General features: G+C 41.6%; 32 protein-coding genes. 1 reads left to right on the forward strand and 31 read right to left on the reverse strand.

Translation table 11 applies throughout. From position 1 onward, the window contains the following. Positions 1–749: 749 nt before the first annotated feature. The 7 genes from HMPREF2766_RS02975 to budA all read right to left on the reverse strand — a co-directional run bounded on the left by HMPREF2766_RS02975 (position 750) and on the right by budA (position 7202). On the reverse strand, positions 750–1820 hold the full coding sequence (locus HMPREF2766_RS02975) for an ABC transporter substrate-binding protein (protein ID WP_070567658.1): 1071 nt from the start codon (positions 1818–1820) through the stop codon (positions 750–752). Then, positions 1817–2590: an ABC transporter permease gene (locus tag HMPREF2766_RS02980; RefSeq protein ID WP_070567660.1), complete on the reverse strand. Its 774-nt coding sequence runs from the start codon at positions 2588–2590 to the stop codon at positions 1817–1819. The genes HMPREF2766_RS02975 and HMPREF2766_RS02980 overlap by 4 nt, the downstream gene beginning before the upstream one ends. Continuing rightward, positions 2587–3393, reverse strand: coding sequence for an ABC transporter permease (locus HMPREF2766_RS02985; RefSeq protein ID WP_000754115.1), 807 nt, complete (start codon positions 3391–3393; stop codon positions 2587–2589). The genes HMPREF2766_RS02980 and HMPREF2766_RS02985 overlap by 4 nt, the downstream gene beginning before the upstream one ends. Further along, on the reverse strand, positions 3374–4531 hold the full coding sequence (locus HMPREF2766_RS02990; protein ID WP_000742905.1) for an ABC transporter ATP-binding protein: 1158 nt from the start codon (positions 4529–4531) through the stop codon (positions 3374–3376). Before HMPREF2766_RS02990 ends, HMPREF2766_RS02985 begins: the two co-directional genes overlap by 20 nt. Positions 4532–4689: 158 nt before the next feature. Then, complete coding sequence (murB, locus tag HMPREF2766_RS02995; protein ID WP_070567662.1) at positions 4690–5595, reverse strand: UDP-N-acetylmuramate dehydrogenase; 906 nt, start codon at positions 5593–5595, stop codon at positions 4690–4692. A 110-nt stretch (positions 5596–5705) separates the two neighbouring features. Continuing rightward, positions 5706–6461: a YhfC family intramembrane metalloprotease gene (locus tag HMPREF2766_RS03000; protein WP_070567664.1), complete on the reverse strand. Its 756-nt coding sequence runs from the start codon at positions 6459–6461 to the stop codon at positions 5706–5708. Between the two features lie 9 nt (positions 6462–6470). Then, positions 6471–7202 (reverse strand): acetolactate decarboxylase, encoded by a 732-nt coding sequence (gene budA / locus HMPREF2766_RS03005; protein ID WP_000375405.1) that lies wholly within the window; start codon positions 7200–7202, stop codon positions 6471–6473. 145 nt (positions 7203–7347) lie between these two features. Between budA and HMPREF2766_RS03010 the strand changes: the two genes are divergently transcribed. Continuing rightward, positions 7348–8619, forward strand: a complete 1272-nt coding sequence (locus HMPREF2766_RS03010; RefSeq protein ID WP_070567666.1) for an aminotransferase-like domain-containing protein — start codon at positions 7348–7350, stop codon at positions 8617–8619. Between the two features lie 19 nt (positions 8620–8638). Here the strand turns inward: HMPREF2766_RS03010 and HMPREF2766_RS03015 are convergent, their stop codons facing one another. The 24 genes from HMPREF2766_RS03015 to HMPREF2766_RS03130 all read right to left on the reverse strand — a co-directional run. Further along, entirely contained in the window at positions 8639–9454 is an 816-nt protein-coding gene (locus tag HMPREF2766_RS03015; RefSeq protein WP_042768133.1) for an ABC transporter substrate-binding protein, read from the reverse strand. A 157-nt stretch (positions 9455–9611) separates the two neighbouring features. After that, positions 9612–10265 (reverse strand): phosphate signaling complex protein PhoU, encoded by a 654-nt coding sequence (gene phoU / locus HMPREF2766_RS03020; RefSeq protein ID WP_042902108.1) that lies wholly within the window; start codon positions 10263–10265, stop codon positions 9612–9614. An 11-nt stretch (positions 10266–10276) separates the two neighbouring features. After that, entirely contained in the window at positions 10277–11035 is a 759-nt protein-coding gene (gene pstB, locus HMPREF2766_RS03025; RefSeq protein WP_001287329.1) for a phosphate ABC transporter ATP-binding protein PstB, read from the reverse strand. A 12-nt stretch (positions 11036–11047) separates the two neighbouring features. Further along, positions 11048–11851, reverse strand: a complete 804-nt coding sequence (gene pstB, locus HMPREF2766_RS03030; protein WP_000049851.1) for a phosphate ABC transporter ATP-binding protein PstB — start codon at positions 11849–11851, stop codon at positions 11048–11050. Between the two features lie 10 nt (positions 11852–11861). Then, on the reverse strand, positions 11862–12746 hold the full coding sequence (gene pstA, locus HMPREF2766_RS03035; protein WP_000543055.1) for a phosphate ABC transporter permease PstA: 885 nt from the start codon (positions 12744–12746) through the stop codon (positions 11862–11864). Then, positions 12736–13653 carry a phosphate ABC transporter permease subunit PstC gene (pstC, locus tag HMPREF2766_RS03040; RefSeq protein ID WP_001070951.1) on the reverse strand — a complete coding sequence of 306 codons (918 nt, stop codon included), beginning with the start codon at positions 13651–13653 and terminating at the stop codon, positions 12736–12738. The genes pstA and pstC overlap by 11 nt, the downstream gene beginning before the upstream one ends. Beyond that, positions 13653–14531 carry a phosphate ABC transporter substrate-binding protein PstS gene (locus HMPREF2766_RS03045; RefSeq protein WP_009730333.1) on the reverse strand — a complete coding sequence of 293 codons (879 nt, stop codon included), beginning with the start codon at positions 14529–14531 and terminating at the stop codon, positions 13653–13655. Before HMPREF2766_RS03045 ends, pstC begins: the two co-directional genes overlap by 1 nt. A 210-nt stretch (positions 14532–14741) precedes the next feature. Further along, positions 14742–16046 carry an RsmF rRNA methyltransferase first C-terminal domain-containing protein gene (locus tag HMPREF2766_RS03050; RefSeq protein WP_070567668.1) on the reverse strand — a complete coding sequence of 435 codons (1305 nt, stop codon included), beginning with the start codon at positions 16044–16046 and terminating at the stop codon, positions 14742–14744. After that, entirely contained in the window at positions 16047–16820 is a 774-nt protein-coding gene (locus tag HMPREF2766_RS03055) for an inositol monophosphatase family protein (RefSeq protein WP_070567670.1), read from the reverse strand. It lies immediately after the preceding gene. Continuing rightward, the gene (locus HMPREF2766_RS03060) at positions 16810–17088 is read right to left on the reverse strand and encodes a UPF0223 family protein (RefSeq protein WP_001041968.1); all 279 of its coding nucleotides are present in this window, start codon (positions 17086–17088) and stop codon (positions 16810–16812) included. The genes HMPREF2766_RS03055 and HMPREF2766_RS03060 overlap by 11 nt, the downstream gene beginning before the upstream one ends. Continuing rightward, on the reverse strand, positions 17089–17490 hold the full coding sequence (locus HMPREF2766_RS03065; protein WP_000631261.1) for a Spx/MgsR family RNA polymerase-binding regulatory protein: 402 nt from the start codon (positions 17488–17490) through the stop codon (positions 17089–17091). 218 nt (positions 17491–17708) lie between these two features. After that, on the reverse strand, positions 17709–18329 hold the full coding sequence (locus HMPREF2766_RS03070) for a TIGR01906 family membrane protein (protein WP_070567672.1): 621 nt from the start codon (positions 18327–18329) through the stop codon (positions 17709–17711). Then, a complete protein-coding gene (locus tag HMPREF2766_RS03075) occupies positions 18319–19092 on the reverse strand; it encodes a TIGR01457 family HAD-type hydrolase (RefSeq protein WP_070567674.1) in 774 nt (257 codons plus the stop codon). Before HMPREF2766_RS03075 ends, HMPREF2766_RS03070 begins: the two co-directional genes overlap by 11 nt. Before the next feature lie 10 nt (positions 19093–19102). Beyond that, positions 19103–19840: an acyl-[acyl-carrier-protein] thioesterase gene (locus HMPREF2766_RS03080; RefSeq protein ID WP_070567676.1), complete on the reverse strand. Its 738-nt coding sequence runs from the start codon at positions 19838–19840 to the stop codon at positions 19103–19105. A gap of 4 nt (positions 19841–19844) precedes the next feature. Further along, complete coding sequence (gene hemW, locus HMPREF2766_RS03085) at positions 19845–20975, reverse strand: radical SAM family heme chaperone HemW (protein ID WP_070567678.1); 1131 nt, start codon at positions 20973–20975, stop codon at positions 19845–19847. 73 nt (positions 20976–21048) lie between these two features. Next, positions 21049–21447 carry a YtxH domain-containing protein gene (locus tag HMPREF2766_RS03090; protein WP_070567680.1) on the reverse strand — a complete coding sequence of 133 codons (399 nt, stop codon included), beginning with the start codon at positions 21445–21447 and terminating at the stop codon, positions 21049–21051. Positions 21448–21462: 15 nt separating this feature from the next. After that, complete coding sequence (locus HMPREF2766_RS03095; protein WP_000895033.1) at positions 21463–21846, reverse strand: DUF948 domain-containing protein; 384 nt, start codon at positions 21844–21846, stop codon at positions 21463–21465. Then, on the reverse strand, positions 21847–22635 hold the full coding sequence (lgt, locus tag HMPREF2766_RS03100) for a prolipoprotein diacylglyceryl transferase (protein WP_000609709.1): 789 nt from the start codon (positions 22633–22635) through the stop codon (positions 21847–21849). Further along, the gene (gene hprK, locus HMPREF2766_RS03105) at positions 22628–23563 is read right to left on the reverse strand and encodes an HPr(Ser) kinase/phosphatase (RefSeq protein ID WP_000115192.1); all 936 of its coding nucleotides are present in this window, start codon (positions 23561–23563) and stop codon (positions 22628–22630) included. Before hprK ends, lgt begins: the two co-directional genes overlap by 8 nt. A gap of 136 nt (positions 23564–23699) precedes the next feature. Next, positions 23700–24662: a hypothetical protein gene (locus HMPREF2766_RS03110; RefSeq protein ID WP_070567682.1), complete on the reverse strand. Its 963-nt coding sequence runs from the start codon at positions 24660–24662 to the stop codon at positions 23700–23702. Positions 24663–24726: 64 nt separating this feature from the next. Beyond that, positions 24727–24903, reverse strand: a complete 177-nt coding sequence (gene rpsU, locus HMPREF2766_RS03115) for a 30S ribosomal protein S21 (protein WP_000048054.1) — start codon at positions 24901–24903, stop codon at positions 24727–24729. Positions 24904–25059: 156 nt separating this feature from the next. Beyond that, positions 25060–25683 carry a Type 1 glutamine amidotransferase-like domain-containing protein gene (locus HMPREF2766_RS03120; RefSeq protein ID WP_000811172.1) on the reverse strand — a complete coding sequence of 208 codons (624 nt, stop codon included), beginning with the start codon at positions 25681–25683 and terminating at the stop codon, positions 25060–25062. A 13-nt stretch (positions 25684–25696) separates the two neighbouring features. Continuing rightward, positions 25697–26314 carry a class I SAM-dependent methyltransferase gene (locus HMPREF2766_RS03125; protein ID WP_000639298.1) on the reverse strand — a complete coding sequence of 206 codons (618 nt, stop codon included), beginning with the start codon at positions 26312–26314 and terminating at the stop codon, positions 25697–25699. 213 nt (positions 26315–26527) lie between these two features. Next, a partial coding sequence (locus tag HMPREF2766_RS03130) for an LPXTG cell wall anchor domain-containing protein (protein ID WP_142350353.1) occupies positions 26528–26741 on the reverse strand: 214 nt, incomplete at its 5' end.

The following is a 26741-nucleotide window of genomic DNA, read 5'->3' on the forward strand; positions in this document are numbered from 1 at the left end:
ATGATTCCAAAATTTAGAGCGTGGTCTCCGGCCCCTCGCGAGGTAGTTAGGTATCTATACAAAAACATCTTCATTACATTGATGTCACTGCTGGTGGGGTGTTTCCGGCCCCTCTCGAGGGAGATAGGGGGCTATACGAATGACCGATTGAACAAGAACTTTGAGCGCTACCTGTTTCCGGCCCCTCTCGAGGTGAATAGGTTGTTTAAGTGAAGTGAAACGATTCATAGCTATCTGGATTCTGCTGTTTCCGTCCCCTACCGAGGTGCGTAGGGTGTTCTTTATGGTTTAGATGTAAGTTGGTATGCGGAACCTGAATTGTTTTCGGCCCCTCGCGAGGTAGATAGGTACCTATACGTAAGCGGTACTGGTTCGACGAAGATGGTTACATGGCGTTGTTTCCGGCCCCTCTCGAGGTAGATAGGTAGCTAGACAAGGAATTGGGTAACACAAACATGTCCAAATTGGAACGAGTTTCCGGCCCCTCGCGAGGTAGATAGGTAGCTATACCCCATATCTTGTATGTAACCCTATAACAAGCAATAGATATAACCTATTTAAAACTACTACTAGTATATCATACTTTGTAAGAGTTTTCATTTCTGAATACCAAATAAATCACATATTTTTTTCCTCCTAAATGAATAAAGGATACTATTTTATCATTAAAATTGCTTTTGTCAAGCCCAAATATAAATTTTTTAAAACAAAAAACGAACTAGATTGACTAATTCGTTTTTTATATACTCCTACTTCCGATACATTTTAAACTGGAGGAAGAGGTCGCTGTATTTTCCTGTCCATTTATGGTCAAATTTCTCATAAACTTCTAGGTGTTTCATGGTATCAGCGTCTGGATAGAAGGATTTGTCCTCACGAGTCTCCTCTGGGAGCATTTCCTTGGCTGGTAGGTTAGGTGTTGAGTAGCCCACATACTCCGCATTTTTCAGAGCATTTTCGGGTTTCAACATAAAGTTGATAAAGGCATAGGCTGCATCTCGGTTTTTCACGGTTTTGGGAATGACCATATTGTCAAACCAGAGGTTGCTGGCCTCTGTCGGAACGACATATTTGAGGTTAGGATTTTTCTCCAACATCTGGCTGGCTTCTCCTGAGAAGGTCACACCAATAGCAGCATTGTTCTGGATCATGTAACCCTTCATCTCGTCCGCCACAATGGCCTTGATATTTGGAGTCAATTTGTAGAGTTTGTCTACTGTCTCTTCCAACTGCTGAGGATCCTTGGAGTTGAGGCTGTAACCAAGTGAGTTAAGCCCGAGTCCCAGCACCTCACGCGCCCCATCAAAGAGCATGACGGAATCCTTGTATTCTGGTTTCCAGAGGTCATCCCAATGCTCAGGCGCCTCCTCTACCATAGTTTCATTGTAGACAATTCCCAAGGTCCCCCAGAAATAAGGAATGGAGAATTTATTTCCCGGGTCAAAAGACTGGTTGAGAAACTCAGGTCCGATATTTTCGATTCCTTCAATTTTTGAATAATCAAGGGGAACCAAGAGATCTTCATCCTTCATCTTGTTGATCATGTACTCACTTGGGATGGCAATATCGTAGGTCGTTCCACCTTGCTTAATCTTGGTATACATGGCTTCATTGGAATCAAAGGTCTCATACTGAACTTGGATCCCTGTTTCTTCTGTGAATTTCTCCAAAAGTTCGGGATCAATGTAGTCTCCCCAGTTGTAGATAACCAATTTTTGACTATCTCGACTGTTGATTTTACTATCTAAATGAGTCGCAATTCCCCACAAGACAAGGATAATCGCTACAATTCCTGCTAAAAATGAATAGAGTTTTTTCATGCTTGCTCCTCCTTCTCACGTGAAATAAAGTAATATCCAACAACTAGGATAATACTAAAGAGAAAGACAAGGGCAGACAGGGCATTGATTTCCAGCGAAATTCCCTTGCGAGCTCGAGAGTAAATCTCGACTGATAGAGTCGAAAAGCCATTCCCTGTGACAAAGAAGGTCACGGCAAAATCATCCAGCGAATAGGTGAAGGCCATGAAATAACCTGCAATGATAGACGGTGTGAGATAAGGAAGCATGATTTCCTTAAACATCTGAAACTGGCTGGCACCTAGGTCATAAGCCGCGTGAATCATATCATCATTCATTTCCTTGAGGCGAGGCAAGACCATCAAGACCACGATTGGGATGGAAAAGGCCACGTGACTAGATAAAACCGTCAAAAAGCCAAGAGAAAACTTAAGCTGGGTAAAGAGAATCAAGAAGCTGGCACCAATCATAACGTCAGGTGCAACCATGAGAATATTATTGAGTGATAAAAAGGCTTCTTGGTATTTCTTACGAGACTGGTAGATATAGATAGCTCCGAAAGTCCCGATAATGGTCGCAATCAAGGCTGATAGAAAGGCCAAGAAAAAGGTTTGGGTGAGGATCAACATGAGACGACTATCACCAAACATGGTTTGAAAATGGCTCAAGCTAAAACCAGTAAAGCTGTTCATATCATCGCCAGCATTAAAGGCATAGCCAATCAAGTAAAAGATTGGTAAATATAGGATGATGAAGACAAAGGCTAGGTAGAGATTAGCAAATTTTTTCATCGTTCTCTCCTTTCCTTGGTCACCCACATGGTGAGAAACATGGTCAGGATGAGGATCACACCGATGGTAGAACCCATACCGTAGTTGTCATTGGTCAGGAAGTTCTGCTCAATAGCCGTTCCCAGTGTGATAACGCGGTTCCCACCAATCAAACGTGTCAGCATGAAGAGACTCAAGCTGGGGATAAAGACCGACTGAACCCCACTTCTCACTCCATTCATTGATAGAGGGAAGATAACGTGGCGGAAGGTCTCCCACTTGGTCGCACCGAGGTCATAGCTGGCATTGATCAGATTATTGTCCATATCATCCAAGACATTGAAAATCGGCAAAATCATAAAGGGAAGCTCGATGTAGCTTGCGACAAAAATAAAGGAGAAATCGGTAAAGAGCAACTGCTGCGAACCGATTCCGATGAATTCCAAAAATTGGTTAATAGAGCCATTTTGACCAAAAATCCCGATAAAGGCATAGGCTTTAAGGAGCAAATTGATCCAGGTTGGCAAGATAATCAGCATGAGCCAGAGCTGACGGTGCTTAAGACGAGTCAAAAAGAGGGCTGTTGGATAACTGATGAGTAGCGTCACTAGGGTCACAATCCCTGCATAGAGCACTGAGTTAAAACTCATTTTAAGATAGGTCAAGTTTTGTGATGCAAAATAGGATTTATAGTTTTCTAAACTAAACTGCCCTTCAATGTTGAAAAAGGATTGACCGAAAATCAAGACCAAGGGTGCGAGAACAAAGAGGGCAATCCAAAGCATGTAGGGCACTACAAAGAGTTTAGAGGTTGTTTTCTTCATCTCTTTCCTCCTCGATTGCGTTAATCAGACCTGCTTCTTGCTCTTCGATTTCTACGTATTCTTCGATACGAGCATCGAACTCTTCTTCGGTTTCGTTGAGACGCATGATATGGATATCTTCTGGTTCAAAGTCCAGACCGATTTCCTCACCCACAATGGCCTTACGAGTTGAGTGAATCATCCATTCATTTCCGAGCTCGTCATAGGCGATAATCTCATAGTGAACCCCGCGGAAAAGCTGGGTATCAACCTTAACTTGGAGCTTGCCTTCTTCAGGAAGGGTAATGCGCAAGTCCTCTGGACGAATGACAACTTCCACAGGCTCGTTTGGCTTCATCCCACCATCGACCGCTTCAAAGCGTTTGCCATTGAACTCGACCAAGTAGTCCTCAATCATGGTTCCTGGCAAGATGTTGGACTCACCGATAAAGGTAGCAACAAAATGGTTGATTGGCTCATCGTAGATATCAACTGGTGTTCCAGACTGGACAATCTCGCCATCATTCATAACGAAAATCCAGTCACTCATGGCAAGGGCTTCTTCCTGATCATGAGTAACAAAGACAAAGGTAATTCCCAATCGTTGTTGCAATTCACGCAGTTCGTACTGCATGTCTGTTCGCAATTTCAAGTCCAGCGCTGACAAGGGCTCATCCAACAAAACCACACGAGGTTGGTTGATGATAGCACGGGCAATAGCCACACGCTGACGTTGTCCTCCAGAGAGTTTACGGATGGAACGTTTTTCATAACCTTCCAACTGAACCATCTTGAGAACTTCCGCAACACGTTGTTCGATTTCTTTCTTGTCGACTTTACGCAAGCGGAGTGGAAAGGCAACATTTTCAAACACATTCATATGTGGAAACAAGGCATAGGATTGGAAGACGGTATGGACATCTCGTTTATTAGTTGGGATGTCATTGATCCGCACCCCATCCAGTAAAATATCCCCTGTCGTCGCATCCAGTAAACCTGCAATGATGTTTAGAATGGTTGATTTTCCTGAACCAGATGCACCCAAAAGAGTGTAAAATTTCCCTTCTTCCAACTCAAAATTGATGTCTTTGAGAACCTTGGTGTTGCTGTCTTCAAAAACTTTAGAGACGTTTTTGAATTCAATAATTGGTTTTTTCAATTGTCATAAATTCCTTCTTTTTCATAAATTAACAGATCAGGGCTCTGTCAGGCCGCTACCACCTCGTGTAGGAGATTAAACTGCCTACATACATCTTCACTAACGATAGGCTTTCACCCCCTTTAAATGGTTATAGCAGCAACTTTTCTACCCCAACCTTATTCTTTCTCACCCAAGATTCGGACTTCTCTCTCAAGAGTGACACCTGAGTGTTCCTTGACTTTTTCAATAACAGATTGGATCAAGTCCTCGTAGTCTTTGGCCGTTCCGTCAGCAACATTGATCATGAAACCAGCGTGCTTTTCAGATACTTCCACACCACCGATACGATAGCCTTTCAAGCCAGCCTCTGAAATCAACTGTCCTGCAAAATGCCCAACTGGACGCTTAAAGACTGAACCACAAGATGGGTATTCTAGAGGTTGTTTGAGTTCACGTAGGTGCGTCAAGCGGTCCATTTCTTGCTTGATAACCTGATGATTCCCTGGAGCTAGGGCAAATTTAGCTGACAAAACAACAGCCCCAGAATCCTGAATAGCTGAATGACGGTAACCAAAAGCCAAGTCCTTGACTGACAAGGTCTCGATTTCCCCTTCCTTGGTCAAAACTTGACAAGACTGCAAGATATGAGCAATCTCTCCTCCATAGGCACCCGCATTCATAAAGACAGCTCCACCGATGCTTCCAGGAATCCCACAAGCAAACTCAAAACCAGTCAAACTATGACGGAGAGCAATACGTGTCGTTTCGATCAAGTTGGCTCCTGCTTCTGCTTCGATGGTATAGCCATCAACCGAAACGTTATTGAGCTTATCGCACAAGATGACAAAACCACGGATTCCACCTTCACGAACGATGATATTACTAGCATTTCCTAGCACCATCCAGGGAATATTCTCTTGATTGGCAAATTGGACGACACGCGCCATCTCATAGCGATTGCGTGGCAAAACTAGATAATCCGCTCGACCTCCAACCTTGGTATAGGTATAGGTCTTCAAGGGTTCCATGAAACGGATATCAATCCCTTCTAAGATTTCAAGCATTTTTTCTTTTACTGACATGTCACTCTTCCTTTTTCAAAATTCATTCCATTATACCATTTTTAGAGACATTTGACGACCATAAAAAGAGCTTGTTTTATCATTACATAAAAAAAGAGGTGAACCTCTTTTTATGATGATTTTTTCAAAAATGTAGATTTTGTTAGCCAGACAAAGGCCAGTACTTCTACAAGAAGAATGCCCTCCACTACAAGTGGATTTGCAATCCATCCTACCTGAGATAAAGCTGGAGCCAAGTCAAACAAGGCATGCAAACCATAGGCAGCAAGGAGGTAGATCCATTTCTTTTGACGAACACTTTGATAGACCCAGATAGAGAGACCAATTTGCAGAACCAAGGCAAGCACACGCTCAACTCCTAGTAAATAAACCTGCCAAACCGATAGAGACTGAACCGTTTCGAGTGTAGACTTTGGAAGGAGATTGGCTACATCAGTATTTGAAGACTGAATGAGTGAAAAGAGAATCAACAAACTGATCAAGCTTCCCATTCCGAGATAGAGCATCTCCAAGCCCCCATGTCCCAAACCATAAGCCAAAGCATCTCGATCTTCTAGCCTTCTCTTTTTCTCCAACCATTTAAAAAAGACAAGACGAGCCGTTTCCTCAAAGAGGGCCGCCATGGCGATTCCATAAAGGACGTATAAGAAAGGCTGCTCCTGCATGAGCGGAATGGTTCCATCCTTTTGCGGATGGAGTACCAGAAGGTGAACCATCTTTTCTAACACTTGAGAAGAAACAAAAAATGCGATTGCCCCCAAGCCCATCACTGCAAGAGAGATTTTAAACCGTTTTTTGGCATACCAAGTTCCGCTTACTAGAATGAGAACTAAAGCGATCATGGTGAGGATAATATGTACTGTCATCTTTTTCTCCTATTCTGACTTATCAATATCTTTCTTCATCTCGTCAACATTAAATTTAGCAAATAAATACTGGCGATCTTGGACTGGAAAACGTTGATCCAACTGGTCGACTGCCCCAACCTCGATCATTCCTTCTTTGATAACAAAGTCCATCACGTGTCCACCAAAAGTCAAATCATCTGAGATAAAATGCAAATGGTAGCCTGCAACACTCACTCCATGGAAAATTTCCGGTGTCCAAAACCCAACAATAGTTCCCGATACATTTTCACGGCTATATTCAGGTTGGTGAGTCGCGACATCAGCAAACTTGGTATCAGGTGTGGATTTGGGAATCATCCGCACGTGCATTTGTGAAAATTCGCCATGAATCTTGATGGAACGAAAAAGATTTTCCCCATCATAGTAGGACTCAATTCGCTTTTCCAATTCCTTGTCAGTCATCTCAAAGCGCTGACGAAAAATCACTTCTGCCTGATGAGGAACCACTGCTGCATAGGGAATAAGGGCATCCGCTGCCACTTCAACGATTTCAGGCGTTTGACCAGACCCCTTGGCTTGATAAGCCTTGCCATCAAGGACGATCAATTCCCCGTCAATCGAATCCAAAGTCCCCAAACCAAGGTCACCATGTTCCAGCAATTCTCCTACTGTCATGGTTCCACCATAGAGACCAGCCATTAGGGCACCTAGAGTATTGTATTGAAATAATTTAACCGGTTCCTGCACTTTTCTATCCATTCTCTTTCTTATCTTCTGTTCAATGAATCATCATACTTTCTAAGTATACCACATTTACTCCTAGTTGTGAAAGGGAGAAATGCTTTTCCCATTGCAAAGGAGACAAAAAAAAGGTACAATGTAACAAAATCAACGGAGGTCTGGAATGAAGAAAGAAAGTAAATACCAAGCAGTCGTTTCCTTTCTAAAAAAGGGGATCGAATCAGGAAAATTTCCAACAGGTAGCCGGCTTCCCTCCATCCGTCAATTGAGCCAAGACTTCCACTGTAGCAAGGACACTATCCAACGAGCCCTACTGGAATTACGCCATGAACAATACCTCTATGCCAAACCCCAAAGTGGCTACTATGTTCTGGAGCAAGGACAGCATCAGGACTTGGAAATCGAAGTCACTGACGAACATGCCAGTGCCTATGACGACTTCCGACTCTGTGTCAATGAAACCCTGATAGGCCGAGAAAACTACCTCTTCAACTACTATGACAACCAAGAAGGCCTTGAGGAACTCAGACAATCTGTCCATCAACTCCTCTTTGACCAAGCCCTCTACTGCAAACCCGATCAACTGGTTCTAACATCTGGTACCCAGCAAGCTCTTTTTATCCTTTCTCAGATTGACTTCCCGAGCAAGGGAGCGGAGATTCTAGTTGAACAGCCGACTTACCATCGGATGAACCGTCTCTTGGTCGCTCAAGGATTAGCCTACCAGACCATTGAACGCCGTATTGATGGCATTGACCTTGAAGAACTGGAAGAACAGTTTAAATCTGGAAAAATCAAGTTTTTCTATACCATTCCTCGCTTCCACTATCCTCTTGGCCATTCCTATTCTGATCAGGAAAAAAGGGCCATTCTGGATCTAGCAAACCAGTATGGTGTTTACATCGTCGAGGATGACTATTTAGGGGATCTAGATCCTAGAAAGGGCCAAACCTTCCACTATCTGGATACTGAAGATCGGGTCATTTATATCAAGTCCTTCTCAACAAGTCTCTTTCCAGCCCTTCGTATTACCGCTCTCATTCTCCCAAATACCCTAAAAGAGGCCTTTGTTTCCTACAAAAATATCCTGGACTATGACAGCAATCTCATCATGCAAAAGGCTCTTTCTCTTTACATCGATAGCCAGTTATTTGAAAAAAATCGACTGACTCGATTGAGCCTTCAAGAGAACTATCAAGCTCGGATAAAGAAAGTGCTTAAAGAAAACACCTGTCCCTTGCCCCACTACCCTCTACACGATGGTCTTTTGCTTGATTTGAGGCACTATCCTAAGATTGCCAGTTTGAAACACAGCTCACTCAAACTAGACTTTTTTGAGAAGGCTTATTTGGATGCTTGCCCTTATCAGTTTGCCAAAGTCACTCTTGAAAATCTAGAAGAGCTATTAGAATACATAAAAGCAGAATTGGATTAAAGTCCAACTCTGCTTTTTCTTATTGTTCAACTTCTGTTAGTTTCGCTGCCTTTTCAAGATAGTTTTGATAGGTTCCGTCGTCTTTCAGTTTTTGGATAACCTTATCGACTACTGCTTTCAAGTCTGATTGATTCTTCTTAATAGCAACGGCATTGGCTTCGCCATCTTTCATTGTCAAGTTAACAGATGCAACGACAAGGTCTGAGTTTTTACCTGCGTAGCTAAGAGCAACTGGTTCATCCATATGAACAGCATCCACTTTTCCAGCCTGCAATTCATTGACTGCTTCCCCCATATTGGTCAAGGATGTCAACTGGGCATTTGGCAATTGTTCCTTGACCATGGTTTCTGGCACAGTTCCCTTTTGAGCTGCGATATTGGCACTTGCGAGGCTTGTAAGATCCTTGTATTTGTCTAAATCAGCTTTTCTAACCAAGAAACTCATCTTATTTTCATAGTAAGGGATTGAAAAGTCAAAGACTTCCTTTCTCTCATCTGTAGCACTAATTCCTGCAATGGCCAAGTCAGCCTTTCCAGTTTGAAGACTGGTCAAGACATTGTCAAAACTCATGCTAGAGATTTCAAGTTTAACCCCAAGCTCGTCTGCAATTGCTTGAGCCATATCAATATCTGCACCAACCACTTGGTTTTTACCATCTACCAAGGATTGGAATTCAAACGGCGCATAGTCTGGGCTGGTCGCAACGACTAGCTTTCCTTTTTGTTTGATAGCGTCCACAGCAGACTGGGAACTATCCGTACCTGACTGGCAAGCTACTAGAACCACACTGGCAAGCATGCTACACACAACTAATATCCATTTCTTGAATTTCATAAATAAACGACCTTTCTGTTAATTCTGAATAATTATAACTCTTTTAAAAATAGTTGTCAACCTTTTTAGAGATTTTGATTGTAAAACAATTCTTTTCATAAAAAAAGAAGACTGATTTATTCTAACCAGCCTTATTTCTGTATATTTAAACCGTTTCTTATAGTTCGACAATCTTACCTGTTTCAAAGTAAACAACCCATTCACAGATATTTTTTGCGTAGTCTCCAATACGTTCCAAGAAGGAAATAACCTGGAAGTAATCGCGTCCTGTAACAATGGCTTCAGGATTTTTCTTGATTTCTTCTGTAGCCAATTCACGAATGCTGTCAAAGTAATGGTTGATTTTTTCGTCCATCGTTGCTACTTCGTAGGCTTGATCCACAGACCCGTTGAGATAAAGATCTAGAGCTGCTTCGACGAAGTTTTTCACGTCGCGTCCCATCTTTTTGATTTCTTCTTCAACAGAAGGGATACGTTGCTCCCCCTTCATACGAATAGTCGCCTCAGCGATAGACACAGCATGATCTCCCATGCGTTCCACGTCTGACACTGCCTTGAGAACGGTCAAGACGGTACGAAGGTCTTGCGAAACAGGTTGTTGGAGGGCAATCATTTCAAATGATTTCTTTTCCAACTTCACTTCATATTCATTTACTTCTGCATCGTCTTCGATGACTTCTTTTGCCAAATCACGGTCATGCGTAACAAAGGCACGCACTGTACGATTGATCTGCGAGAGCACTTCTTGTCCCATAGCATAGAACTGGTTGTGCAATTTCTCCAAATCTTCTTCAAATTGAGATCGTAACATCATTCAACTCCTTATCCAAATTTTCCTGTAATATAATCTTCTGTTTCCTTGTTTTGTGGGTCTAGGAACATCTTCTTCGTATCGTTAAACTCGATCAAATCCCCATCTAGGAAAAATCCTGTTTTATCAGAGATACGTGAGGCCTGTTGCATCGAACGCGTTACCAAGAGCATGGTGTATTTATCTTTCAGACCATACAAGGTTTCCTCAATCTTACCTGCAGAAATAGGATCCAAAGCTGAAGTTGGTTCATCTAAGAGGATAATTTTCGGACTGGTTGCTAAGACACGAGCAACACAAACACGTTGTTGTTGTCCACCTGAGAGACCAATGGCTGAATCATGCAAACGATCCTTTACTTCATCCCAGATAGAAGCACGTTGCAAGGCCTTTTCTACTGCTTCATCTAGAACTTGCTTGTCCTTAACTCCATTGATACGCAGCCCATAGACAACATTTTCGTAGATAGACATAGGGAAGGGATTGGGCTGTTGAAAGACCATACCGATTTCCTTACGCAATTCAACCGTATCGGTGCGGGGGCTGTATATATTGTGACCATTATAGACTACTGATCCTGTTGTTGTCACTTCAGGATTTAGATCGCCCATGCGGTTGATAGCTTTGAGCAGGGTAGACTTTCCTGATCCAGAAGGACCAATCAAGGCCGTTATTTCCTTAGGTTGGAAAGAAAGGGAAACACTATTCAAGGCCTTCTTTTTATTGTAATAAACGGACAGGTCTGACACCTGTAAAATCGCTTCTGACATACCGTTTCCTTTCTAACCAAAGTGTCCCGTTACATAGTCATTGGTTGACTGTAACTTAGCATTCTGGAAAATATTGGAGGTCTTATCGTACTCAATCAAATCACCCAAGTAGAAAAATCCTGTGTAGTCACTCGCACGCGCAGCCTGTTGCATACTGTGGGTAACGATGATGATGGTAAAGTCCTTCTTCAATTCCAACATGGTTTCTTCCAGCTGGGCTGTCGCAATCGGATCCAAGGCTGAAGCAGGCTCATCCATCAAGAGGATATCTGGCTTGACAGAGATGGCGCGAGCGATACAGAGACGTTGTTGCTGACCACCAGAAAGCATCAAGGCTGATTTGTGGAGGTCGTCTTTGACCTGATCCCAAAGGGCAGCCTGTCTTAGAGAGGTTTCGACAATTTCATCAAGTACTTTCTTGTCCTTAACACCTGCACGTTCATGAGCAAATGTGATGTTGCGGTAAATAGACTTAGCAAATGGATTTGGACGTTGAAAAACCATTCCGATATGCTTGCGCATCTCATAGACATTGATTTCTGGACGGTTGACGTCAATCCCTCGGTAGAGGATTTGGCCTGTTACCTTGGCAATATCAATGGTATCATTCATCCGATTGAGACTGCGAAGATAGGTAGATTTCCCTGATCCAGACGGACCAATCAAGGCTGTAATTTTATTTTTTTCAAATTGCATATCGATGCCCTTGATGGATTCATTTTTACCGTAGTAAACATGTAAATCCTTGGTAGAGAGGGCCACTTTTTCTTCAGGGAAGGTGATGATATGCTTTTCATCCCAGTTATATTTTGACATGGCTTCTCCTTTAGGCAGCGGTTAATTTCTTGTGTAAATAGCTTCCGAGTTTGCGTGCTCCAAAGTTAAAAATCAAGATAAAGATGAGGAGCACAGCGGCAGAACCAGCAGATACAATGGTAGCATCAGGAATGGTTCCTTCACTGTTGACCTTCCAGATGTGGACAGCCAAGGTTTCTGCTTGACGGAAGATTGAGATAGGACTGGTAACACTGAGGATATTCCAGTTAGACCAGTCAAGGGCTGGAGCGGATTGTCCTGCCGTATAGATAAGAGCGGCAGCCTCACCAAAGATACGGCCAGATGCCAGGACAACACCCGTTACGATACCTGGAAGGGCTTCTGGAATGACGACATGGACCACAGTCTCCCAACGAGAAATTCCGAGGGCCAAACCAGCCTCACGTTGTGTATGGTGAACATGTTTTAAACTGTCCTCAACATTTCGAGTCATCTGAGGCAGGTTAAAGACCGTCAAGGCCAAGGCACCTGAAATGATTGAAAATCCATACTCAAACTGGACTACAAAGATCAAGTAACCAAAGAGACCCACAACGACTGATGGTAGAGAAGACAAAATCTCAATACAGGTACGAATAAAATTGGTCACAGGCCCTTTTTTGGCATACTCAGCGAGGAATACACCAGCTCCCATAGATAGCGGAACAGAAATGATCAAGGTAATGACCAGAAGGAAGAAGGAATTGTAGAGCTGAATCCCGATACCCCCACCTGCTTGATAAGAGGAGGATTTCCCAGTCAAGAAGGACCAAGAGATATGCGGTAACCCTCTCACCAAGATATAGAGAATCAAAGATGCCAAAATGGTCACGATGATACCCGCGATGGTATAGAGGACAGCTGTTGCAAGTTTATCTAATTTCTTAGCGTGCATAGTTTTTCTTTCCTCTTTCTTTCGTAATCAATTTAATCACACTGTTAAAGGCCAAACTCATCAAGAGCAAGACTAAGGCCAGTGACCAGAGAACGTTATTATCCACCGTTCCCATGACGGTATTTCCGATACCCATAGTCAAAACAGAAGTCAAGGTCGCAGCTGGTGTTGTTAGAGATGTTGGGATAACTGCTGAGTTTCCGACAACCATCTGAATAGCAAGGGCTTCACCGAAGGCACGCGCCATCCCAAAGACCACTGCAGTGAAAATACCTGAACGTGCTGCTTTCAAGGTCACACGCCAGATGGTTTGCCAACGAGTAGCTCCCATAGCCAAACTGGCTTCACGGTAATGACGAGGAACAGCACGCAAGCTGTCTGTTGTCATAAAGGTTACAGTTGGTAGGATCATGACAAAGAGAACGAAAATCCCTGACAAGATCCCAAAACCAGTTCCACCAAAGACGCTACGAACAAAAGGCACCACAACTTGCAAACCGATAAATCCATAGACGACTGAAGGAATACCGACAAGAAGTTCGATGGCCGGTTGCAAAATCTTTGCACCCTTTGGTGATACTTCTGTCATAAATACTGCAGCACCAATAGCAAAGGGTGTTGCGATAAGAGCTGATAAAATCGTCACAATAAAGGAACCCAAAATCATCGGAAGAGCACCAAATTGTTTCCCTGAAGGATTCCAAGTTTGTCCAAAGAGGAAATCAAAGATGTTCACTCCATTGACAAAGAAGGTCGACAAGCCTTTTTGGGCTACAAAAATCAAAATCATCGCCACAATGATAACAATCAAAGAAAGGCAAGTGAAGGTCAAACCTTTACCAAACTTCTCAAGGCGAGAGTTCTTTGAAGGAGAGAGTAATTTTTTAGATAATTCTTCTTGATTCATTATTGACCTCCTTCTACTGCTGTAACGGTACCTGAAGCATCCTTTTGGACTTTCATTTCATTGATAGAGATATAGCCCATTCCCTTAACAATTCCATTTTGAGCTTCATCTGAGAGGACAAAATTCAGGAATTCAGCAGCTAACTCATTTGGCTGACCAAGTGTGTACATATGTTCATAAGACCACAAAGGCCAGTTGTTGGTCGTTACATTCTCAGACGTAGGCTCATACCCATTCAGTTTCATGCTTTTCACGGAGTCATCTACATAGGCAAAGGCTAGGTAAGAAATGGCTCCAGGCGTTTGGGATACAATCGACTTGACCATCCCGTTAGAATCCTGCTCTTGGCTCTGCATAGCAGATTGACCATTCATAACCACCGTATCAAACGTCGCTCGTGAACCAGAACTTGCTGCTCGGTTGATGATTGAAATGGCCAGGTCTTTGCCCCCAACTTCTTTCCAGTTGGTAACTTCACCTGTAAAGATTTTGCGAAGTTGCTCGGTTGTGAGATTTTCAACATCCACTTCCTTGTTTACAATCACAGCAAGACCAGCCACTGCAACCTTGTGGTCTACTAGAGCTGAAGCATCGATTCCATCTTTTTCCTCTGCAAAGACGTCAGAGTTCCCGATGTCTACTGCTCCAGACTGGACTTGGGATAGTCCTGTACCCGATCCACCGCCTTGAACATTGACTGTTTTTCCGATGTTTCTAGAACCAAATTCATCTGCTGCCGCTTCGACAAGAGGCTGAAGAGCTGTTGAACCAACGGCTGTCATGGATTCTCCACGATCAATCCAGCTAGCACATCCTGCTAGAGAACCTGCCATCAAAAGAGCTGCAAGAGACATGACAAGCTTTTTTCTTTTTTTCACTGTTATTCTCCTTGAACATAATGATAAATGTTCTGATTTCTTCCGTTTGTCCTGATCATCCAATTATCATCAATGATTGTCCCGCTTTATTTTATCTAGACATTCTTCGGAGCGGGAAATTCCATCGTATAATATAAGTAATAATGAAAGACTATCAGAAAAAACTCATACTTCCACTATAACATAGAATAGGCTCTTTGACTAGCTTTTTCACCTGAATCTGAGCCCTTTTGGATAATAATTTTTCAAAACATTTCCCGTTACTTTGGCAAAGCCTAATCCGTTTCCTTGAACCACAACTTGATACCATCCATTTGGTAGAGCTTCAGACAATTGAACAGTCTCACCAGCCACATATTTTACAAAGTCCTCATCATTGATTTCGACCCTTTGTTTCACTTGGCTTGGTTTCAAGGCTAATCCCAGAGCAAAGCTTGGTTCGAATCGTTTCTTCTTAAACGTCCCCAGATGGAGCCCATTTCGGGCAATTTTGAGCTTCCCTAGATCAGGTAGCATCTCTGGCAAGAGATAGAGCTGATCTCCAAAAGTCTGCAAGATACCAGTTAGATTGACCTGTAAGTGTTTTTGGGCAAATTCTTGCCACAAGTCCAGCTGTTCACGACTGAGATTGCTCTTGCTAGCTTTGAATTTAGGTGCTGGATTTTGTCCCTTAAACTGTAAGTGTGCAACAAACTGGCCTTCTCCCTTGAAATGATGAGGATACATCCGCGCAGTTTCAGGAAGATCAATTCCTGCTACCATACCGTTCACATGCTCGACTGGAAGCAGTTCAAATTCATAAGTATCCAGCAACCAGTGGATGATTTCTTCATTTTCCTCAGGTGCCCAAGTACAGGTCGAATAAACCAGACGACCACCTTCAGCAAGCATGGTCACTGCATCTTCTAGAATTTCCCTTTGGAGACTAGCGCATTGGCTAGGATAATCGGTACTCCAATAATCCATGGCATCGGGCTGCTTACGAAACATCCCTTCACCCGAGCAAGGTGCATCAAGGACAATCACATCAAAGTAACCTTTAAAAACCTTGGCTAAGCGGTCAGCAGATTCATTGGTCACGACAACATTTGTGGCTCCAAATCGCTCCATATTTTCCACTAAAATCTTAGCACGCTTGCTTGAAATTTCGTTGGAAACAAGGACTCCTTGATTAACCATATAGGATGCTAGTTGAGTGGATTTCCCACCTGGTGCCGCTGCCAAGTCCAAGATCTTCATGCCAGGACTTGGTTGAGCTACCTGGGCCACCATTTGGGCTGCAGGCTCTTGCGAATAAACGAGACCGGTCACGTGCTCTGGTGACTTCCCTGAGACCTTACCATAGTGTCCCCAAGGTGTATGGGGAATAGCATCCGCAAACGACAACTGACTTTCTTTTAAGGGATTAACCCGAAAAGCCGATACTGCTTCCTGTTTAAAAGAGGCAAGAAAGTCTCTTGCCTCATCTTCTAGTATCGCTTCATATTTTTCAACAAATCCTTCTGGAAATTGCATTTAGTTCTCTTTCCTTTCGTAGATATAAGACTGAATCTCTTCTTGCATCTCGATTGGCACCATCATGACAGGCTGACGCGTTTTAAAATCAGCGGGATCACCCGATACCGTAAGAAGGCGATAACCCAGACTTTCCCCTAAGATACTGGCCGCAGCGTAATCCCATGGCTGCAAGTAGGTAATATAAGTCAGAAGACGACCCGATAAAACCTTGGCAAAACTAATGGCCGCACTGCCGTAAACACGGACACCCAATGCTGCTCGACCCAAATCACCCAAACCCCACTCATTGGTTTCAAACATACCTGAGTTACCGGCAACTAAAAATTCTTGAAGAGGTTTCCTTTTAAAAGTCGGTAAGGGATCATTATTACGACAAGGAGGAAAGGCACCACCACCATGGTAACAATCACCTTTCATGACATCATAGATGACACCAAATTTGCCCACACCGTCCTCAAAATAAGCCAACATCACGGCAAAATCTTCCTGCTGAGCGACAAAGTTATTGGTACCGTCAATGGGATCAATCACCCAAACACAACCTTGACCGACTGCAGCACGTAAACAACCCTCTTCCGCGCAAATCAAGTCCTCAGGATAGGAGGACTTGATCCGATCAACCAAGAGTTGCTGAACTTCCTTATCCAAACGCGTCACCAAGTCGGTAGGTGAAGACTTGCGCTCAACCTGCAAATCTTCTTTCATGTGAGCCAAAATATAGTCAGCAGCGTCCTGCACAATCTGTTTGGCAAATTCAAATTTAGTTTCCAAGAGAAATCTTCCCTTCTCTTTTTTCTTTTGCTAATTGAACTGCATGATAGAAGGAATAACCGCTAGCCGTCTCAAATTCGCGACCTAAGCGCTTTTCTTCACTTTTGCTCGGAACGACTGACTTAAATTCCTTGTAAGACTCTAGCAGTTTTTTAGCTTCTACCTTATCTTCATAGGCGGCTTCAACATCATTAAAAAAAGAAAGCACTGAAGCAAGTTCTTCAGTGCTCCACGACAAATCTAGTGGGTAACTATACTGTTTGTTCATCTATCCTATACCAGCTCTCAATGTTGCTTCTTTCAATTCTTGTTTACGGTAACTACGAGGGAGAAAAGCACGAATCTCATCTTCATTAAAACCGATCTGCATGCGTTTGGTATCTATAATAATTGGGCGACGCAAAAGACTAGGATATTGCTCAATCAACTGAAGCAACTCCGATACCGAGATACTCTCTACATCAATATCTAATTTTTGGAAGATTTTTGAACGAGTTGAAATGATGTCATCAGTACCATTTTCGGTCAAGGAAAGAATATGTTGTAATTCTTTTCTTGTTAAAGGACTAGTCATAATATTATGCTCTTGAAAGGGCACTTTATGCGTCTCTAACCAAGCCTTTGCCTTACGACATGATGTACAACTCGGTGATAAAAATAGTGTAATCATGCTTTTCTCTTCTTTAATCTATACTTGCTATTTCTATTATACAAAAAAATAAAGCGCTTGACTAGGTATTTTTAGAAAAAAAGCCTATTTTTTCATAGAAAATAGACTGTTTTCTGCAAAAATCTCCTGCTTTGCAAGTTTATCTTTAGGATAACCTAACAATAAATAGGGAGCAGAGCGACTTCTCTCGGTTTTTATTAAAAAATACAGAATTTTATCTACTTTTTCCTTGAAGCCTCGACAAGAAGGAAACCTAATATTCCTTCATACAAAGCAAAGAAAAGTACAAAGGCATGGAGGAAGAAAATCTCTGGTAAAATCAGAATAACTCGATCCTTTGCTGGATCAAAAAGCCAGGTATCATCTCCCCAAAAGAGAATCTGATGGAAAAGAGTAAAGAATTGCTCAAAACCAATCAACACTCCTACAAGCCCAATGATCAGGGGCAATAATACTAGAGTTAGGATACTTTTACGATATAGTGGTAGAAAACCTTTTTTTACAATCTTTTTAACAAAGAAATAGAAACTTGGTAGTGTCACCAAAGTGACTAGCTGAACCAAGTGGAAGAGATTCTTCACCACCGCAAAGTGGTGTAGACCTGCCGCTGAAGAACGAAAATCCGGCATCTCTAAGACCTGACTAAAGGGATTGGTCAGGTAATTCATCAAGATATGAAAGTTATACAGAATGGTTTCTCGCTTTAGATAGACTCGATCCACTAAGTTCGGCCACTCAATCTCCAAAGGATAGAAAATCCATGCCAGATAAATGGTCAGAAGAATAGAAAGAGAGAGGAGAAAGAGCATACTTCCCCAAAAGGTTAGTTTAGTTTTCATCAAAATCCCACTCCTCTAGGCTAGAAAGCACATGTGTTGGTGCAATTGGCAGGTCAGCCACTTCTTCTGCCTTGGTAAAACCTGTCGTCACCAAGAGCGTTGGAATGCCATTGTCAATCCCTGCTCGGATATCCGTCAGGTAGTTGTCACCAACCATGAGCAATTCTTCTCGTTCCAAGCCCAAGTGCTCAACTGCCTTGTCCATGATGATAGCATTCGGTTTTCCGATATAAACTGGCTTCACTCGTGTTGCTACTTCAAGAAGTGTAATTAGTGAACCAGCACCAGGCAAAAGACCACGTTCCGTCGGGATATTGAGGTCAGGGTTGGTTCCGATAAAGTGAGCCCCCTTTTGAATGGCTAGAGTTGCTGTGGCAAATTTTTCATAGTCGACTTGCCAGTCCAGTCCAACGACCACATAGGCTGGACTTTCCTTGTCTTCGACATAACCAGCTGCCTGAATGGCATCCTTGAGTCCTGCTTCACCAATGACATAGACTGTCTTTTCCAGTCCCAAGTCATTCATATAGTCAATGGTTGCCAGAGTTGCCGTGTAGACAGTTGATAGAGGCGTGTCGATATTAAAATTCTGAGCCAACATCTCTTGAACGCTCTCAGGAGTACGAGTTGTATTGTTGGTCACAAAGAGATAGGGAATTTCTCTTTTTTGTAACTCATGGACAAAAGCTTCACCCGCCGGAATCCGGTCTTTCCCCTTGTAAATGGTTCCGTCTAAATCAATTAAATAACCTTTATAAGCCATATCACCCTTTCTAATTGCCTTCAATTTCTTGCCACATAATCATAGCTTGGGCATTGATCTCGCCATCACTGATAATCTCATGCTTGCTTTCTAGTCCCTTGAGTTCATAAGCTGAAGCAATCATACCACCTGGTCGCACTTCTTTGACATATTTGAGATTGATTTTCTTTGGAATATACTTGGTCAAAAAATCTGCTCCCATAACCTCAAAAATCCAATCCAAGTATTTACTGTTATTAACATGACCATTCATATCCAAGTCGTAAAAACGAACATGATAGTCTTTACTGATCGGATCTTCTAGATTTGCATACTTTGGCCCGCGGATGAGTTTTTTATCAAACTCAGACTGATAAGGGGCAACAATCTCCGGTTCGACTCCATGAACTTTCCGACTGTCTCTGTTCATGAGAACAAAGGTTGCTACCATACGAATGATTTCTTGACCTGCTTCATCATAGATAGTAAAACGGCGGTAGCAAAAAAGACGATTGTAAGTCAATGCTTCTGTTTCAATCGTAATCTCTTCAGCAAAGTGAGGCAAGCGAACCACGTCAATCGCATAATCTGTAATAATCCAGACCAGATTGTAACGTTCTAGCACATCTTTGTCACTAACTCCCAGTTCAATCGACTGCATACCTGATACTTGCAAGGACAGCAAAATCACATCTGGAAGTTTGATATGACCGTTCATGTCCGCCATATCAAAAGGAATTTTCATTTTCATTTGATAAGTTAAGCCCATTGTTCTACTCCAAAATAAATCGTTCTGCTACAGTGTCTCCCAAGAAGAGACCCCTCTTTGTCATTCGGACACGATCACCGTCGATCTGCATAAGTCCTTGTTGAACCAAGTCTCTGATGATTTCGCCATAAAGTTTATCAAAGGAACGTCCGAATTTTTCCTCAAATCGCGCCATGGAAACCCCGGATTTTTTCCGGAGGCCTAGGAACATTTCTTCTTCCATCTGCTCCTTTTGACTCAGGTGTTCTTCTGTAATCCGAGCATCTCCTGCCTCTACCGCATTGAGATAGTGGCGGATAGGACCGTGGTTTTTATAACGCACCCCGTCCACATAACCCGAAGCACCCGCACCGATACCATAATACTCAGCATTATCCCAGTACATGAGATTGTGGCGACTTTCAAATCCGGGTTTGGAGAAATTGGAAATCTCATAATGCTCAAAACCAGCTCGCTCCAGTTCCGCGATGATGTACTCAAACATCTCCGCTTCTAACTCTTCCTTGGGTAGGGGCAATTTCCCACGTCTCATGCGGTTCATAAAGACCGTATGATTCTCCAAAATCAAGCTATAAAGGCTCATATGAGGAATATCAAGCGAGATAGCCTTAGCTACATTGTTCTTGACCTGAGCCATAGTTTGACCTGGAAGAGCATAGATTAGATCGATGGAGATATTGTCAAAACCAGCCAGTTTGAGGCGGTCGATATTTTCATAAATATCCTTCTCCAAGTGACTGCGCCCAATCTTTTTCAGCATTTTGTTATCAAAAGTTTGCACACCTAAGGAAACACGATTGACTGGCGAGTTTTTCAAAACCGCAATCTTATCAGCGTCCAGATCTCCTGGGTTAGCTTCAATGGTTAATTCTTCTAAGACCGACAAGTCCAAGTGTTTAGTCAAGCCATCCAAGAGCACTTCTAGTTGTGAAGCTGACAAAGCAGTTGGTGTCCCACCTCCAATATAGAGGGTTCGCAATTTTTGGATATCATAAGAACGAAACTCCTCTAGCAGATGCTCTAGGTAACTATCTACTGGTTGATTCTTGATAAATACTTTTGAAAAGTCACAATAATAACAAATCTGTGTACAAAAGGGAATATGCACATAGGCGGACGTTGGTTTTTTCTGCATAGTACTTATTATACCACAAAGACAAGCTTGCAGATAAAAATCACCATCTCCAAAAACCAGAGATGGTGATGCATTATACTTCAGTAATATCGATGATGATTTCTTCTTGGTCTTCAGCAACGTCTGGAGTTGCTGACTGGTCTTGCCATTGCTCCTTGAGATTGTTAAAGGTTTCCTTTGACGCTTCTGTCGCTTGTCGAGCACATGTTTTGGCTTGGTCAAGAACACTATCAAAAGTAATTTCACCAGATTTTACTTGTTCCTTTGTTTTCAGCACAAAGTCCGTTGCTTGTTCCTTCACTTCTGTCAATTTCTCACAGACTTGCTCTTTGGCATATTCTGGATCTTCTCTCAAATCACCTAGAAAATCTTGAGCTTGACTGCAAACTTGTTTACCCTTGTCACTGGTCAAAAACAAAGCAAGAGCTGCACCTGAAACTGTTCCTAAAAGGATAGAGGATAGTTTTCCCATAAGATTTCTCCTTTTTTATTTTTTGAAAAATTTACTTGCGACACGAAGAGCTGACAAGCCTGCACCTGTTTTAATGGTTTTTGAACCAGCAGATGAAGCTTTTTTGCCTAAAACACGTGCATGTTGGTTGAGGTCAGATACTGACTCAGACAAGTCTGCCACCGCCGTAAAGAGTGGATCAATCGTCGCAACTTTGATATTGATATCGTCTGCTAACACATTGACCTTAACCAACAATTCATTAGTCTGATGCAAGGTAACGTTCACATCTGAGCTCAACGTTTTGATGGTTTTCTCTGTCTCATCAATCATACGACCTGCTTTTTGAATTGTGATTGTCAAATAGACTAAACAGACAATCAAAGCAATCGCAACAAGTATATATGCAACTTCTAACATTTATTTTTCCTCCTCTGTATGATAGAAAGGGGCTTTCTTTCGATTTTGATAAAGTATGATAAAAATACCGAGTCCGATAAGGATAACTGATAACCATTGGGAAACTCGCAGACCAAAGAACATGAGACTATCCGTCCGCATCCCTTCGATGATCATACGACCAAAGCCATACCAAATCAAGTAGAAAGCAGTGATATGACCACGTCTGATTCCCTTCAATTTTCGTCTAAAAATCAGAATCAAAGCAAATCCAATTAGATTCCAAACCGACTCATATAAGAAGGTCGGCTGACGGTAGCTACCATCGATGTACATCTGGTCACGGATAAAGCCCGGCAAATAATCCAGACTATCTACTGCTGCACCGTAGGCTTCTTGGTTAAAGAAGTTCCCCCAGCGCCCTAAACTCTGGGCAACCATGACGCTCGGTGCTGCAATATCTAAGAAATCCCAAGTATTGATCAGCTTTCTATCTGCAAAGATATAAAGGACAATAGCGCCCGCTATCAAACCTCCGTAAATGGCCAAACCACCATTCCAGATGGCGATGATTTCACCTGGATTTTGCAGATAATAATCTAAGCGAAAGAGTACGTAGTATAGTCTAGCACCTAAAATTGCAACTGGAAAAGCAATCAGAATAAAATCTAAAATATCATCTGACAGAATTTTCTTTTTAGGAGCTTCTTTCATAGCAAGATAGACTGCCAGAACCAAACCAGCTACAATACACAAAGCATACCAACGAATAGCAAAGGGACCAATTTCAAATGCGACTGGATTAATCATGTTTCACCTCATTTTGAGCGATTAGATTTGTCAAGCGTTCTTCAAATAAACGTGTCGCATCAAAGCCCATTTCTTTAGCACGGTAGTTCATGGCAGCCGCCTCAATAACAACGGAAATATTTCGTCCTGTTTTTACTGGGATGCGGATACGTGGAATCGTTACACCAGAAACTTCGAGTTCTTCGGCATTGTTTCCTAGACGGTCAAAGGTCTTATGCGTATCATAATTTTCCAAATAAACTGCTAGCTGAACTTGTGAAGAATCTTTTACAGCACTTGCACCATAGAGACTCATGATATCAATAATCCCAACTCCACGAATCTCAAGTAAATGCTTCAAGATTTCAGCAGGTTCGCCCCAAAGAGTCATCTCATCCTTAGAATAAATATCTACACGATCGTCTGCTACTAGACGGTGTCCACGCTTCACAAGTTCAAGACCTGTCTCGCTCTTACCGATACCACTATCCCCTTGGATCAAGACACCCATGCCATAGATATCCATCAAGACACCATGCACACTGGTACGTTTAGCCAAACGGGAATCAAGATAGCTAGAAAGTTCTCCAGATAAACGACTGGTTGCTGTTCGACTGGTTAAAATCGCAATCTTGCATTCTCTAGCAGCCCTCAACATTTCCTCTGGTACCACCAGGCCACGAGCCACGATAACCGCTGGTGTTTCAGGTAGAAACATTTTCTTCAAAACTTGATAACGGTTCTGGGCAGGCATGGCAACTAAATAGGACCACTCCTTCATCCCTAACAGCTGAATCCGTTCTGGTGTATAGTAATCAAAATAGCCCGTCATTTCAAGACCAGGTCTCATAATGTCCGCAGTATTGATTTCTTTTTCAAGTAATTCGCCTTCGCCATAGACAATATCTAGTCTGAGCTTTTCAATGACTTCTCTTACTAAAACCGACATAATTTCCTCCTTCAATCGAGTTCTCCTTACTATTATATCAAATTGTAGGTGGAAGTTTCCTTTTTTTGCAGGATTTACAGTATTTATTTGATGTTACTTGGGAAAAGATTTGACTAGGAAGTCTTTTCGTACTCTTTTAAATCAACCGAGACAAATCTACTGCAAATCGGTCAACGTCTATCACCAAGTCCCTTCCAGATTTTTCTAAGTAAATCCTTGGAAGACCTTTTGTTAGTATTCTATTTGCATCAGCCATATCTTGAGGATAGGTATAGAACTGTTGACCTTTTGGAAACTGATTTTGGACTTGCCATTCTTCAAACTCCTTCAAAAAAGTCTTATGAGACGGCATACTGACTTCTTCAAACAAGGAATGGTCAAACAATCGTACCAATCGATATAGACCATGAATCTCATCCGCAAAGCACTTATCGATCTTTTCATAAGGGTAACCTCGTCTCTGATAAGCTTGGCATAAACTTTGTAAGGACTCACTTAATGCAACTGCATCTTTTCTTGCCAAACTTATAAAATACCTAACAGAAAATTCTTCCATACCAGTTCGTTTTTTCTTCTCTAAAAACTGTTGTGCACGCAAGAGAGACTCGGATAATCTTTCTTCATCTTGATAATAAAGAGCGTATAAAAGATTCATCACATTTTCTGGATAATAAGTTCCTTTCAACAAGGGTAAATCTTTGGGGACGAATGATGGAATGGCTGAAAAATCGTTACAAGCAAAAGAGGTAAACAAGCCTTTCAAAATTCCATCTGTGTAAATGGTTCCACTTGCTAACAAACCGCCTCTCATCAACTCAGTTCTTCCTGTTTGCCATAGCGCATTGTTTAACTGTGTATAATCCCCATCTAAAAACGCCGCATAATAGGAAAAATATTTAATATCATCTAGCAATAAGCTACTGTACAATTTTACCCTTAAAACCTTGTCAGACAACACTTTTGAATCGGTCAAATACTTTTCAAAAATTCTTTGGTTTGACTCTTCAAATTCCTTCCAATCTATCGGATCAGCACAATAACCCCAATCTTCCAAGTGATTTTCACGCATCTTTTGATATTCTTTTATATACTCTTTCATAAGAATTTGTTCCTCTAAATACTATGCAAAAAAAGACTAGACAAGTCTAGCCTTTTATTTCAAATTAGAATTTTTTACGTTTACGAGCTGCTTCTGATTTACGTTTACGTTTTACAGAAGGTTTTTCATAGAATTCACGTTTGCGTGTTTCTTGAAGAGTACCAGCTTTAGTAACCGCACGTTTGAAACGACGAAGTGCATCGTCAAGAGATTCATTCTTACGTACTACTGTTTTAGACATTTTTTTCACTCCCTTCAAGTTCAAGATCTATTCCATTTTACACGCAAAATGAATATTTGTCAAGGGAAAACTGACATAAACTTATATTATCTTCCCTTTTCTTTTTAAAAGGAACAACGTATTAGAATAGATGTCATAATAGCGAAAAAAATTATTTTAATCCTGTTCAGAAACAACTTTTATTTCTTTATCATTTACAATAACAGCTTGTGAATTGTTCATTCGCATTAAGTCGAGCTGATTTTTATAGGTTTCAAAGGTCTTCTTGCTACTATCAGTAAAAGGCTCCTCACTATAATGTGGAAGGATGTAAAAATCCACTTCATCCAATCCCGTTGTATCCGATAACTCTTTCGCTACCGTCTTGTCGTCCATGAGCTTATTGTAGTCAATATCCTTGGCGGTAATGATAGCCCCTGCTGATTCTCCCACATAGATCAGCCCATCTCTTATTTGTTCTTTGATAAGAGATAGGAGTTGCTTTTTCTTTAATTCTTGCAATAAATAAAAGGTATTCCCGCCAGAGATATAAAGAATTTTGCTTTGGAAAATCTTTGCCTGTGCAGTTTCTCGATCACAAGAAGCAATATCTAGAACCTCTATCTCAAATCCTAAATCTTTGAATGTTTGCTGAGCCTCATCGATATAGGCAGTATAATCCTCTTTGTTCCCAGCGGTAGGAATAAATAAAACCTTATTTTCTAGATTCTTTTCCTTTGCATAATCGCTAAAAAGCTTTTTGACTCCAGCAAAGTATGAACATAAAAATAATTGTTTCATGACTGTACCTCCATTAATGTTTAACAATTTTATAAAGGATCCACGCTCCCTTTCTTTGACTAGTTATAAGCTCAAACCCTATTAACAACAAGAATCGTCTAAATGCTTCTTCGCTTTGGACCTCTGGTAAAAAGTAAGACAACTTGTTATATTCACAAGCCAGTAAGAGCATCCCGTCTGATTTGAGTATTCTTCGAAGTTCCATAAAAGAAGCCTCTAGATCCTGCCAATGAAAATGAGTTTGAAAAGCTGTGATTAAATCAAAACTTTCATCAGAAAAGCCTGTATCCCTAACGTCTCTTCGTTCAAAATTTATATTAGTTATCTCTATCTGTTTGGCTTGAGCTATTGCTACATCTGAAATATCAATTCCAGTTATAGTACTTTGCGGAAAAGTTTCTTTCAGTTGGATGGTTGAACGGCCATTCCCAACTCCTACATCTAAGATTGCAGGGTAAAATGTCCTATCCAGATGACGAATTGCCCATACAAACATGGGGAGATAGGCTCTATTCCACAATTTCATCATTCGTTTTCCTAGAAAGCCCGAAGGGTTCTTTGATTGCTGAATGAGACGAGAAAACAGTAACATCAAAAGTAAAAAACAAGTAAAACCAATTATATAAATCAAAGTCTAGCCTCCTCGTATAACTTTATTATACCACTTTAGCAGGATAGTGAACAATTGATGCAAAATAATTAAACGATTTTCAAACCAATTACCAAAAAGAGAGAACCAATTGGTTCTCTCTTTCTGTTAGACTGACATCTTCTTAGATAGCGATGAATGTAATCATTTCAATCAAGTATCTAAAACAACTTACTAGATGATTTTCGCTACTAATTATTCTTCCTCAGATTTCTTTCTTTGAGCTAGAGAAATCAATCCCATACCTGATAAAGCAGCCAATAGACCAGCTGTCAAGTGAGATGTCTCCTCAGAACCCGTATTTGGAAGAGTTTTAGCAGTTCTTTCTTCTGTAATATCTTGTTGTTCTGGATTTTCAACGACAGGAAGTTCTACTACGGTTGGAGTATAGAATCCTGAAATGATATTT

The sequence above is a fragment of the Streptococcus sp. HMSC076C08 genome (assembly GCF_001810825.1).
GTDB lineage: Bacteria > Bacillota > Bacilli > Lactobacillales > Streptococcaceae > Streptococcus.